Below are 11,795 nucleotides of genomic sequence, written 5' to 3' on the forward strand. Positions count from 1 at the left end.
CAGGGGTCCCTTGCCGGTTTACGTAAAGCTGCATTCTACCCGCGCGATGGGGCTTCATCCATGCAGCGCCTGATGGATCGACGCCGCCAGGCTGGCGCTGATGCCGGGCACGCGAGCGAGTTCCTCGCGGGTGGCGCGGCGCACCCCCTGCAAGCCGCCGAAGAAGCGCAGCAGTTCGCGGCGGCGCTTGGGGCCGACGCCCGGGATGTCCTGCAGCGTCGAGGTGCGACGCGCCTTGTCGCGACGCTGGCGGTGGCCGGTGATGGCGAATCGGTGCGCCTCGTCGCGCACGTGCTGGATCAGGTGCAGGGCCGGCGAGCTGCCCTCGAGGGTCAGGCTGCGATCGACCGTCTCGAGGAACAGCGTCTCGAGGCCCGGCTTGCGGGTAGTGCCCTTGGCGACACCGATCAGGCGCACGCCGGCCACGTCGAGCGACTCGAAGACCTCGCGGGCCATGTTGAGCTGGCCCTTGCCGCCATCGACGAGCAGGATGTCGGGGCATTTGCCCTCGCCTTTCTGCAGACGCTTGAAGCGCCGCTCCAGGGCCTGGCGCATCGCCGCGTAGTCGTCGCCGGCAGCCACGCCCTCGATGTTGAAACGGCGGTAGTCCGATTTCACCGGACCGTCGTGATCGAAGACCACGCAGGAGGCGACGGTCGCCTCGCCATGGCTGTGACTGATGTCGAAACACTCGATGCGCTCGGGCGGCGCGTCCATGGCCAGGGCTTCCTGCAACGACTCGAAGCGCCGCGACAACTGGCTGCGATTGGCCAGCTCGGTGGCCAGGTGCTGTTCGGCGTTGGTACGGGCCAGCTGCAGCCACTGGGCGCGATGACCACGCACCTGGTGGGCGATGCGCAACCGTCGGCCGGCCTTCTCGGCGAGCGCCGACTGCAACAGGGCGACATCGGGCAGCGCATGACTGGTCAGCACCTCCTGGGGCAACTCGCGTTCCTGACCGAGATAGTACTGGCTGACGAATTCGCCGAGCAGCTCGGCCTCGCCGAGGTCGAGGCCATTGTCGGGGGCGAAGTGACGGGCCCCCAGTACCCGCCCCTGGCGCACGGTGAGCAGACTGATGCACAGGCCGCCCGGTCGCTGGGCGAGAGCGAAGACGTCGGCCTCGCCGCTGCCGGTATCGACGATCTGGCGCTCCTGCAGGCGGCGCAGCTGCTGGATCTGGTCGCGCAGGCGTGCCGCTTCCTCGAAGTTCAACGCACGGCTCGCCGCCTCCATGGCGGCGGTCAACTGCGCGGTGACCTGCTCGCTCTTGCCTTCGAGACACAGCACGGCGTGCTCCAGGTCGCGGCGGTACTCGGCCTCGCTGATGTAATCGACGCAGGGGGCACTGCAGCGATTGATCTGGTACTGCAGGCAGGGGCGCGTGCGGTGAGCGAAGACGCTGTCCTCGCAGTTGCGGATGCGAAAGATCTTCTGCATCAGCGCCAGGCTCTCTCGGACCGCGACGGAACTCGGGAAAGGCCCGAGATAGCGGCCGTCGTTGCGCTTGTGGCGCACCCGCTTGAACTCCAGGGCGGGGTAGGGGTGGCGGTCGCTGGCGAAGACGTAGGGGTATGACTTGTCGTCGCGCAGCAGGATGTTGTAGGGCGGGCGCTGCTCCTTGATCAGCGTCTGCTCGAGCAGCAGCGCCTCGGTCTCGCTGCGTGTGATGGTGACCTGGATATCGGCGATCCGCGCGACCAGCGCCTGGGTCTTGGCATTGAGCGCGCCGCGGAAGTAGCTGGCCAGACGGGCCTTGAGCCGCTTGGCCTTGCCGACGTAGAGAATGTTCTCCTCGGCATCGAGCATCCGATAGACGCCCGGCGCTTCGCTGACCGTCTTGAGAAAGTGCTTGGCGTCGAAACTCATGGGCCGTTCGATTGACTGGAAAAGGCCCCGAGGATAGCAAATTCACCGGCGGGTGGCGTCGGACGAATCAGCCCGGCGCCGGATAGTCCTCGATCAGGCCGAAGCGCAGTCCCAGGTGAGTCAGCTCGACGTCCGACTGGACACCGAGCTTCTCGAAGATGCGATAGCGGTAGGTGTTCACCGTCTTGGGACTGAGAAACAGGCTGTCCGAGATTTCGCTGACCTTGTGGCAGTTGACGATCATCATCGCCACCTGCAACTCGCGGCTGGAGAGTTGATCGAAGGGGTTTTCCTGACTGTCGAGCTTCGCCAGAACCAGTCGCTGGGCGATGTCGGGACTGATGTAACGCTGGCCGGCATGGACGCAATGAATCGCCCTGACCATCTCGTCGAGTTCGGTGCCCTTGCTGATGAAACCGCTGGCCCCGGCGTCGAGAAGACGCTGGGCGAAGGTGTCCTCGAGGTAGGCAGTGAGTACGATCACCTTGATGTCGGACATGCCCCGGGCGATCTTGCGGGTTGCCTCCAGGCCACCGATCCCGGGCATGCGGATGTCCATGAGGACGAGATCGGGACGGGTGTTTCGCGCCTGGCTGATGGCTTCTTCGCCGTCGGCGGCTTCGCCGACGACGCGCAAGCCTTCCTCCGCGTCCAGCATGCGCGCGATGCTGGTGCGAACGAGGTGATGGTCGTCTGCGACTAGAACCCTGATCAAGTGCTCGCTCCTGGCATCTTTTTCTTTCTGGCGTAGTGAGTGCGAGAATCCGTTATCGGTTCCGGCGCGGTCAGTTTACTGTTTTCTGATATGGGGACGCCAGCCACCGGGTCTAACGCGAGTACTTGACGGGGAAAGGGTGGTCGCGTACTATTCGTGCCGTTGCCAAGCAGGCCGACACGGCAGGCAGGTAACGCGATTGGGGCCTTAGCTCAGCTGGGAGAGCGCAACACTGGCAGTGTTGAGGTCAGCGGTTCGATCCCGCTAGGCTCCACCAAGATTCTCGAAAAGCCGTCCGGCATTGCCGGGCGGCTTTTTCGTTGTGTGCTGCCGGTCGATTCCTCCAGTTGGATCCCGTCGTCGCCACGGCGTCGCTCTCCGATCGTGCGTCGCCGCCCTTGTATAAGTTCACGGATGTCTTATGCTAGAGACTCGTTAGTCGCCGAAGGAGTCGGCGCGACGGGATACTCGGGCCAGGGTGGCTCGAGATCGCTCAATCTGGCAGGAGGCCATCATGTTCAATCGTACCCGGCAAGTCACGTGCCCGCATTGTCAAGAAGCCAATTTCTGGACCGGTAATCCGGGGCTCACCGACGAGCTCTATTGCCGCGCCTGCGAAGGCTTCGTCACCCTCTACGACGACTACATTCGCAACGCCATCCATGCCGAGGCGGAGCGAGTGCTCGCGCAGTTCACCGAGGCGAGCACCGCCGCGGACGTCGCTCATCTCAAGCAGGTGCTGGCCGAGCCCGAGCAACGGCTGAGCGCCTAGGCGCCCTCGTCAGGCCCGGCGGCCTGATGCGCGCCCTCGGGCGCCGCGTCCTGCTGGTCGTGCTGATGGAGAAGAGACAAAAAGGCCGGTCTGCCCGAAGGGGGCAGGCCGGCCTTTTTTCGTCGCCGCTAGCGTGAGCCCTTTGCCGGGCTCTTATTCCATCAGCTCCCAGATGCCCAGGGTGAGTCCCGGAAAGAGGCACAGCAGCAGCACGACCCCCATCGCGGCGGCGATGAACGGCGTCACGGCGCGGAACACCGCGGAGGGCGAGACCTTGGCGATCTGCGAGGAGATGAACACCAGCAGCCCCACCGGCGGCGAGACACCGCCCAGTTGCAGAGTGATGATCATGATGATGCCGAGCTGGACCGGATCGACGCCGGCGTTGGTCATCATCGGCAGGAACAGCGGGGCGATGATCAGCATCGCCGGGGTCAGGTCGAGGAACATCCCGGCGGCGGCCAGTACCAGCAGCAGGATGACGAACAGGCCGAACTGGCCGTCGGCGATGCTGCCTGCCCAGGCGACGATGGTCTGGGGCACCTGTTCGGCGATCAGGATCCAGGCGAAGGGCACCGAGGCGGCGATCAGAAAGCCCACCAGTGCGGCGTCGGTGCCGCATTCCGCGAAGGCACGATAGAAGCGGCCCCAGCCGTAGGCGCGGAACACCCACTTGCCGAGCACGAAGGTCCAGATCAGCGCCACGACACCGGCCTCGGTGGCGGTGATGACGCCGAAGCGGATGCCGCCGAGGACGCCGACGGTGATCACCAGCACCGGCAGGGCGCGCAGGAAGGTGCGCCAGATCTCGCTACCGGGCGCCCTTGCCGTGGCCGTCTGGTAATGGCGACGTACCGAGATCAGGTAGGCCACCCCCATCAGGGCGCCGGCGCAGAGGATCGCCGGCAGGATGCCGGCCATGAACAGCCGGGCGATGGACACGTTGGCCACCGAGGCGTACACCAGCATGGCGATGGCCGGCGGCACGACGTTGGGCAGGATCGCCGAGGAGGCGGTGACGGCGCACGAGAACGCCGGCGAATAGCCGCGCCGGACCATCTCGGGAACCAGGATCTTGGTGCTGCTGGCGGCGTCGGCGCTCGACGAGCCGGAAATGCCGCCGACCATCAGGCTGTTGAGCACGTTGACGTGGGCCAGGCCGCCGCGCAGGTGGCCGACCAGGCTGGAGGCGAAGTCGATCAGACGTGTGGACAGCCCGCCCAGGTTGAGCAGATAGCCGGTCGACAGGAAGAACGGAATCGCCAGCAGGATGAACTTGGTCGACCCCGTCACCATGTTTTGGACCACCGCCGGCGCCGGCAGAATGAACGAGGCCGAGCTGGCCAGAAAGACGCCGAACATCAGCGAGAACGACACTGGCACGCCGACGCTCAAGGCGACGAAGAAGGCCACCAGCATGATCAGGCTGGGCGAGAGGCCCTGAAGCGGACCCAGCAGGCCGTGGTCCATGCCCAGATAGAGCAGGCCGGCCAGCACCAGCGCCAGGAGGTTGCGCAAGAGCACCCGCAGGGTCCCGGCGTCGCGGGCCAGCAGGAAGACCAGGCTGATCACGCCGAACAGCGGAATGACGGCGTACTTGTAGGCCTTGGGCCATTCGAGGCTGGCGCTGACGCCGCCGACCAGGGTGGCGAGCTGATAGCCGCCGAACACCATCATCAGCACCGTCAGGGCCATGATCAGGCTCTGCGCGAAGCCGAGCGAGCCCGACAGCCAGCCTGGCAGATTCTGCGGCAGGAAGTCGGCGGCGACGTGACGCTGGTAGCGGATGCCCAGCGCTGCACCGAGGAAGATCAGCCAGGTGAACGACCACACCGCGAATTCGGCCGTCCAGGAAAAGGCATCGTTGAACACGTAGCGCGAGACCACGCCGGCGAACACATCCAGTGTCATCGCCAGAAGGTCGACGAAGATCAGCAGGCGCACCGCCGACTCCAGACCGGTCGCGATACGGCCGATCCCCAGCGACGGCAGGGCGAGAGAAAGACGAAAGGCGGACATCCGGTAGGCTCCAGAATGGCAATGCCATTGGAAGGGAAACGCAGGGGCCCCGTCGTCATGACGGGGCCGTCGACTGGCTCAGTCGGCGTTCTCGATCAGCGAGACCAGTGCCTTGCCGTCGGGAATCTTCTCGATGTACTCCGCCTTGACCGGTTGCATGGCCTTCTTCCAGGGGCCCTTGTCGTCGATCTCGATGACGGTGGCACCATCCTCTTCGGTCTTGGCCAGTGCCGCCTGGTCATCCTTCTGGCGCATCGCCGGCAGTTTTTCCTGCACCTCGTGAGCGGCCTCGGTGATCGCCTGCTGGTACTCCTCGGGCAGGCGCTGCCACCAGCTCTGCGACACCACCCAGGTGCCCATCGCGTAGACGTGGCCGGTCTTCACGTAGTAGGGCGCGACTTCGTAGAAGCGGTTGGTCAGATAGTTGGTCGCGGTGTTGTCGAAGAAGTCGATCACCCCGGTCTGCATCGAGTTGTAGATCTCGGGCGCGGGGATCGGCGTCGGATTGGCGCCGGCGGCGCGCCACATGGCGACGTGCAGCGGGCTCTGGATGACGCGCATCTTCTTGCCCTGAATGTCTTCCACCGAGTGGATCGGGAAGCTGCTCATCAACTGGCGGATACCGTTGACCGAGAACCCCAGCAGGTGGAAGTTCTGTTCCGCGAACTTGGGTGCCAGCTCGTCGGTGAGGGGCTGGTTGATCGCCACGGCCTGTTCGTCGCTGTTGATCAGATAGGGCAGGTCGAGGACCTGAACCTCGGGCACCCAGGAGGTCAGCACCGAACTGGTGATGATGCCCATCTGCACGGAGCCCAGGCGGATGCCTTCCGCGGACTCGTTCTCGCCGCCGAGCACGCTGTTGGGAAACAGCTTGATGTCGACATCCTCGTGGGTCTTTTCGCGCACCAGGTCGGCGAACTGCTTGGCGGCCACGTACTTGGTGTTGCCTTCCGGAACATCGAGCGACAGCTTGGCGTTGTAGTCGGCGGCCAGTGCGCTGCCGCCGAAGGTCATGGCCGCCCCGAGCAGTGTCAGTGCAGGGAGCTGGCGAAGGCGTTGCTTGATCGACATGTCGTGAACCTCTTGTGTTGTTCGTCCGGTCGTCGGTGGAGGGTTGTCGTTGTGGGTGGGGCCGCCGTGGTCGGTCGGCGCGAGTCGCTCAGAGGACGGCGAGCATGCCGCCGTCGACGTAGATGATCTGCCCGTTGACGTAGCTCGAGGCGGGCGAGGCGAGATAGACCGCCGTGCCGACCAGGTCGTCGGGCGTGCCCCAACGCCGGGACGGCGTGCGGCCGATGATCCAGTCGTTGAACGCCTTGTCGTCGACCAGCGGCTGGGTCATCTCGGTGATCATGTAGCCGGGACCGATGGCGTTGGCCTGGATGCCGTGTTCCGCCCACTCGGCCGCCATCGACTGGGTCAAGAGACGAATGCCGCCCTTGGCGGCGGTATAGGGCGCCACCGTGGGGCGGGCCACCGAGCTCATCAGCGAGCCGATGTTGATCACCTTGCCGCCCTGGCCACGCTCGATCAGGCGACGGGCAACCTGACGGCCGACGAGAAAGGCACTGGAGAGATTGGTATCGATGACCTTCTGCCACTCGTCTCGTTCGAGGTCGACCATCGGCTTGCGCAACTGCATGCCGGCATTGTTGACCAGGATGTCGATCGGAAGGCCGTTCTCTTCCAGTGCGTCCAGTGCCTCGGCGATGCCACTTTCGTCGGTGACATCGAAGGACGTAATGGCCGCTTCGTGACCGGCATCGCGTAGCGATTGCTGTGCCTTCTCGAGTTTTTCGGCGTCGCGCCCATGCAAGACGATGCGCGCCCCGGCCTCGGCCAGTCCCCGCGCCATGGCATGGCCCAGGCCGCCCGAGGAGCCCGTGACGAGGGCCGTCTTTCCGGAAAGGTCGAATAGGTTCATCGGTCGTTTCTCCTCCTGAGTGGGGCCGATTCTTGAAATGTTGTGGTGTACTGGCACCCCGTCCGAAGGGCGTTCACGCCGCAAGTCATGTCTGGCTTCGCAGGCCATTCCGCGCCGGGATGGCGCGATTATCCGGCGGATTCGGACAGCACACAGCCGGGATGATTGGCTGACGATGTGTCGTGAATTAGGGGGCTCGACTCAAGCGCCTGTTAAGAAATATATTGGTCAATACCTTGATATACCATGATACTTATGGCTAATGCGTAAGCGCACTTCACCAGTGAAGAATTGTTAAGACCATGAAAACAGAGTCATCAGGACTGTCTCAGGGCGAGCTGGCCTACGAACGGCTGGAGACCCTGATTGCCCATCTGGAGCTGAAACCGGGCGCCTTCATGACCATGGCCGACCTGCAGGAGCGGGTGGAACTGGGGCGCACGCCGGTGCTGGAGGCGATCAGAAAGTTGTCGGACGACACGCTGCTGGAAGTGCGTGCCGGGCGTGGGGTGCGGGTGACGCCCATCGATCTGGTTCGCGAACGCCGCCTGCTCGAAATCCGCCGGCACCTCGAGTGTTTCGTCGTCGGCCTGGCGATCGACAATGCCAGTGGGCTGGTTCGCAACCAGATGCACTATCTGGCGCGTGCGCTGCGGGAGGTCGAGGCCAGCCAGGACATGCGCCAGTTCAACGAACTCGACAAGCGCATGGACCGATTGTTGCTCGATGCCTGTGCCGAACCCTTCGTCGAGCGCTCGTTGCGGCCCCTGCACACGATCTTTCGGCGGCTGGGCTTTCTCTATCAGAGCCACCTGGGCACCGACGACAGCGTGCACGACAACGTGCAACTGCATGTCCATATTCTCGAGGCGATCATTGCCCGTGACAGCGAGACGGCCGTTACCGCCACGCAGCGGTTGATGGACTTCATGGACGACATGTTCGCGCCGCTGGAAAGGCAACTGGAGCCTTACCATTTCGACGTGAGCATCGAGCCGCTGACCCATGACCTGAGTTGAGCCTCTCGAGCGTCCCGCGATAGCCGTAGTCTATGGGGGCGATGAAGCGAAGGGGTTAACGAAAGGGCTGGAATCGGCTATATTGATAGCAAGCTAATAGATAGGAGGCTGTCATGCCGTATCTCAACAAGGTTCTCTCGCCGATTGCCGCCGTGGTGCTCTCGGCCCTGATGCCGTTGACCGCCGTGGCGGAAAAGGATGAACGTCAGTTGATCGACGGGACGATAACCGGGGTCAGCAGCTATCACCTGGGGCAGGGTGGAAACGCGCATCCCGAACGCGAGGCCTGACCCGCTGGGTGGCCTGCCGGTAACCGGGCCCCGGCAGCATCCACTGTCACGTTTCCACGCAACGGGTAAAAGCGGCGGCACTCAGGGAAACGCTGCATAAATGCCTGCGCGAGCGAATCGCTTCGTTGCGTGGTACTCGAAAACTCGCCTAACTTCATGTTATGCCTCATTTTCTGCGTTCCATGCGCCTCGCGCTTCATCCCGCTCGTCGATTTATTCAGCATTTCCTCAGCCGGCGAGGAAGTCGGGTGACAAACGAAGGGGCGAGCCTCAATCCCAGTCCGCCCACGCCACCGGCGCCGAGTCGTTGTCCCACCAGGCGCATCGCAGGAATACCCCGATCGGGGCGCCCGCATAGATGGCCAGCGCCGGCTCGTATCGCGCCTCTAGCTGGTCGTGGCTGACGCGCTCGAAATGCAGTTCGTCACTGTCGCTGCGCAGGAAGCACGCATTCACGCAGGCTTGATCCGGGGCTCCGACGGGGCCGCCCGCGGTGTCGCTTGTCACTTCCTTGTAGCCGGCATTGAGCATGGCCACGAAGCCCAGTTCCAGATCCGTCACGTCTGCCTCCCGCGGTCCTGTCGTTGTCCGTCCGTATCGGGCGAGCCCTCGATGCTTGTACGGCAACAACGCGGCACCCCTCAATACGCCAAACGTTCAATCAATGACTGCCATCGGCGTTTTATGGGTGAGGCGGGCTTCAGGCCCTGGCTCGCCAAAACGTACCCATGAGTTGCCATTCCGTCTTCCATGCGATCGAGCCCCCTGCTGCTAAGGAAACGCTGCATAAATGCCTGCGCGAGCGAATCGCTTCGTTGCGTGGTACTCGAAAACTCGCCTAACTTCATGTTATGTCTCGTTTTCTCCGTTCCATGCGCCTCGCGCTTCATCTCGCTCGTCGATTTATTCAGCTTTTCCCTAACGGGAAATATCGTAGTCGGCAGGATTGACGATGCTTTCGAGCTTGCCGATCTGGCCGAAGTCGTTTTGGGTCAGGTTGATATCCAGCGAGGTATCGGAGAAGTGCAAGTTCTTGACGACGTGTACCTTATTAGGCAAGCCCTTGAGGTCGACATCGACGATCCAGGCCAGAAAGCCCTGCGAATACCGGGCCAGCATGCCGATCGGATAGAGCCCGTAGGTCTGGATGTACTCGACCAACATCGACCGTTCGTAACACTGCGAATGTTCGTTGACCCAGCGGTAGGCATCGATCGGCGGCTGGGGCGGCGCCCCGTTACGGGGATGGGTCAGCTTGTCGATGATCTTGACGACGGCCATATAGCGGGCTTCATCAGAAAGCGCGTCACCGCGCTTGCCGGCCGGATAGCCGCTACCGTCCAGGCGTTCGTTGGCGTTGACAATCACGTCAAGGCAGATGCTACCCGGCTGCCAGTCTATCTCGTCGAACTTTGCGAGCAGCGCCGTGACATGCCCCCGCAGTATCTCCTTCTGCGTCGGAGTCATGCAGACCTTGAGCGAGGGCAGGTCGCGGTTGAGCAGCAGCGACTTGCCCATGACGTGCAGCAAGGAGCCGACTATGGCCCCGCGCGCCTTGTGGGCAAGCGCAGGGCTAGCCAGCATGTAATCGGCCAGGCGGACGCTGGTCACCAGGGTGTGACGGACCCAGTCTGGGGCGCTCGTCAGGTAGGAGAGCGCATAGAGGAGCTGCTTGCGCTCCTTGGACAACAGATAGAGAAGCGTATCCGCACAATCGTAGATAATCTCCTGAGGGAAGTCGCGATGGTTTTTCAGGAACATCAACGACAATTGTAGCCGTCTGGCGACTTCGCGAACCCCCTGAACCATGGGCGGTAGCTTGGTAGCCTTGAGATGCTCCCGACGCTCTTTCTGAAGCATCTGGCGCGTCTTCCCGCTGGCAATGAAAAGCGCCGAAGTGGCGATCTCGAGAGGCTTGAGACCGGTTCGACGGGCAGACTCGCGTTCGCACTCGTTGACAAAGTGACTGAGGTCCTTCTGCAGCTCGGGAGATATGTCGAGAAATTCGATGCCCACCGCGGCTTGCAACCCTCCACCTAGCGGGCGCATGTGGCGTACCCTTGCATGGCTGGTGAAGGATTGACAGTTGGGGAATTCGATATGCACCTCGGCCAGGTCCTGGCCGACGGAGAGCGCCGTGCTGTCCTCGATGGCAACTTCCAGCAGGCATCCACCGATCGACAAGTTCTTGACGCTGCCCGCGAGGGACATTCCTCCTTCATAGACGACGATATTGGCCTTGGCTTTCATGCCGAGAACGAAGGGGATGCGCACACTACCCCGGGCTTCCTTCACGAAGATCGAGTTGGGTAGTTGGCAACTCAGTCGATAGGTGTCACCCGATTTCTTGGAGGCCGATGCCTGAATCCGTTCCAGGCTGAGAGTCTCGGGTTCATCTTCCTCCTTCATTATTTCGATGTCGATATTGATCTTGCCGTTCCAGACGAAGCGCTCGAGCTTGTCCTGATCGAAATGTGCTTCTATAAGAAGCTTACCAGTGGCGGCGTCGACTTCCAGAATGGTGGCCGGGAGAGTCTGTGGTTCGTATTTTGACAAGATATAGACATTATGTCCCTTGTTGAGGATCGTTTCGATGGCATAGGCAAAATTATTGTATCCGGTCAAAAATGGCATGGGCATTCCCCCGTGTGACCCATCGGCTCTCATGTTTTTATTGTAGTTTCCTGGAATATCCATTCGGTGGAAGTCTAAGTCAATATTGGTTTTTTTTGCTGTTTTGCTAAGTCATTGAGCGCCTTTTCTTTTTGCTTTGTGTGGTTTTGTAAGGTCAATTGATAGGGGGTGAAATATTAACTGGCGAAGTTTATGCGGGGATTACACTATGGCGACGATATTCAGCGTTGCAGTGACCAGCAGCAGAAAGAACGCCCGATCGAACAAGAGGCATCCAGATGGGATGGGGCTGGCAGGTGACTGGCAGGTGAAGAGTGCGGCCAATATGGGGCGCGGAAAAGCTGACCAAGGCATGCCAAGAACTGACCATGGTTAGCCGATGCCGGCTATGTCTTGTTCGGCAATATATTGATTTTGAACGGGTTTTTGGTGCGGATGGGGAGACTCGAACTCCCACGCCTCTCGGCACTAGAACCTAAATCTAGCGTGTCTACCAATTCCACCACATCCGCAGGGGGGCAGGAAACGCCCGTATTCTACGGACGTGACCGAA

At 62.1% G+C, this 11,795-nt stretch carries 10 protein-coding genes and 2 tRNA genes; 4 read left to right on the forward strand and 8 right to left on the reverse strand.

Annotation, left to right across the window (positions count from 1 at the left end; genetic code table 11):
• Positions 1-54 precede the first annotated feature (54 nt).
• Both uvrC and uvrY read right to left on the reverse strand, forming a co-directional pair.
• Positions 55-1,869: an excinuclease ABC subunit UvrC gene (uvrC, locus tag KGR00_RS16020; RefSeq protein WP_129138842.1), complete on the reverse strand. Its 1,815-nt coding sequence runs from the start codon at positions 1,867-1,869 to the stop codon at positions 55-57.
• A gap of 67 nt (positions 1,870-1,936) precedes the next feature.
• Positions 1,937-2,584 (reverse strand): UvrY/SirA/GacA family response regulator transcription factor, encoded by a 648-nt coding sequence (gene uvrY / locus KGR00_RS16025; protein WP_129138841.1) that lies wholly within the window; start codon positions 2,582-2,584, stop codon positions 1,937-1,939.
• Positions 2,585-2,785: 201 nt separating this feature from the next.
• Here uvrY and KGR00_RS16030 point away from each other — a divergent pair.
• Both KGR00_RS16030 and KGR00_RS16035 read left to right on the forward strand, forming a co-directional pair.
• Positions 2,786-2,861, forward strand: a tRNA-Ala gene (locus KGR00_RS16030).
• Between the two features lie 237 nt (positions 2,862-3,098).
• Positions 3,099-3,356, forward strand: coding sequence for a hypothetical protein (locus tag KGR00_RS16035; protein ID WP_129138840.1), 258 nt, complete (start codon positions 3,099-3,101; stop codon positions 3,354-3,356).
• Positions 3,357-3,509: 153 nt separating this feature from the next.
• Here the strand turns inward: KGR00_RS16035 and KGR00_RS16040 are convergent, their stop codons facing one another.
• The 3 genes from KGR00_RS16040 to KGR00_RS16050 form a co-directional block, all read right to left on the reverse strand.
• Positions 3,510-5,375, reverse strand: a complete 1,866-nt coding sequence (locus KGR00_RS16040) for a TRAP transporter large permease subunit (RefSeq protein ID WP_129138839.1) — start codon at positions 5,373-5,375, stop codon at positions 3,510-3,512.
• 78 nt (positions 5,376-5,453) lie between these two features.
• Positions 5,454-6,446 carry a TRAP transporter substrate-binding protein gene (locus tag KGR00_RS16045; RefSeq protein ID WP_224419639.1) on the reverse strand — a complete coding sequence of 331 codons (993 nt, stop codon included), beginning with the start codon at positions 6,444-6,446 and terminating at the stop codon, positions 5,454-5,456.
• Positions 6,447-6,534: 88 nt separating this feature from the next.
• Positions 6,535-7,299, reverse strand: a complete 765-nt coding sequence (locus KGR00_RS16050; RefSeq protein WP_224419640.1) for an SDR family oxidoreductase — start codon at positions 7,297-7,299, stop codon at positions 6,535-6,537.
• A 302-nt stretch (positions 7,300-7,601) separates the two neighbouring features.
• Here KGR00_RS16050 and KGR00_RS16055 point away from each other — a divergent pair, with 302 nt between their 5' ends.
• Positions 7,602-8,318, forward strand: a complete 717-nt coding sequence (locus tag KGR00_RS16055; RefSeq protein ID WP_129138836.1) for a GntR family transcriptional regulator — start codon at positions 7,602-7,604, stop codon at positions 8,316-8,318.
• Between the two features lie 113 nt (positions 8,319-8,431).
• A complete protein-coding gene (locus KGR00_RS16060; RefSeq protein ID WP_162500813.1) occupies positions 8,432-8,608 on the forward strand; it encodes a hypothetical protein in 177 nt (58 codons plus the stop codon).
• Positions 8,609-8,878: 270 nt separating this feature from the next.
• On the opposite strand, the gene KGR00_RS16065 is transcribed toward KGR00_RS16060, so the two are convergent.
• From KGR00_RS16065 to KGR00_RS16075, 3 genes are all read right to left on the reverse strand, one after another.
• Positions 8,879-9,169, reverse strand: coding sequence for a hypothetical protein (locus tag KGR00_RS16065; RefSeq protein ID WP_224419641.1), 291 nt, complete (start codon positions 9,167-9,169; stop codon positions 8,879-8,881).
• 357 nt (positions 9,170-9,526) lie between these two features.
• Positions 9,527-11,242: a PilZ domain-containing protein gene (locus KGR00_RS16070; RefSeq protein WP_224419642.1), complete on the reverse strand. Its 1,716-nt coding sequence runs from the start codon at positions 11,240-11,242 to the stop codon at positions 9,527-9,529.
• Between the two features lie 427 nt (positions 11,243-11,669).
• Positions 11,670-11,754: transfer RNA gene (locus KGR00_RS16075), tRNA-Leu, on the reverse strand.
• Between the last annotated feature and the right edge of the window lie 41 nt (positions 11,755-11,795).

It is taken from the genome of Modicisalibacter sp. MOD 31.J (assembly GCF_020147985.1).
Taxonomy (GTDB): Bacteria; Pseudomonadota; Gammaproteobacteria; order Pseudomonadales; family Halomonadaceae; genus Modicisalibacter; species Modicisalibacter coralii.

Excerpts from the sequence above, each read along its gene's own strand:
- uvrC (WP_129138842.1), bottom strand. The coding sequence starts at position 1,869 with ATGAGTTTCGACGCCAAGCACTTTCTCAAGACGGTCAGCGAAGCGCCG.
- KGR00_RS16035 (WP_129138840.1), top strand. The coding sequence starts at position 3,099 with ATGTTCAATCGTACCCGGCAAGTCACGTGCCCGCATTGTCAAGAAGCC.
- KGR00_RS16040 (WP_129138839.1), bottom strand. The coding sequence starts at position 5,375 with ATGTCCGCCTTTCGTCTTTCTCTCGCCCTGCCGTCGCTGGGGATCGGC.
- KGR00_RS16045 (WP_224419639.1), bottom strand. The coding sequence starts at position 6,446 with ATGTCGATCAAGCAACGCCTTCGCCAGCTCCCTGCACTGACACTGCTC.
- KGR00_RS16050 (WP_224419640.1), bottom strand. The coding sequence starts at position 7,299 with ATGAACCTATTCGACCTTTCCGGAAAGACGGCCCTCGTCACGGGCTCC.
- KGR00_RS16055 (WP_129138836.1), top strand. The coding sequence starts at position 7,602 with ATGAAAACAGAGTCATCAGGACTGTCTCAGGGCGAGCTGGCCTACGAA.
- KGR00_RS16060 (WP_162500813.1), top strand. The coding sequence starts at position 8,432 with ATGCCGTATCTCAACAAGGTTCTCTCGCCGATTGCCGCCGTGGTGCTC.
- KGR00_RS16070 (WP_224419642.1), bottom strand. The coding sequence starts at position 11,242 with ATGCCATTTTTGACCGGATACAATAATTTTGCCTATGCCATCGAAACG.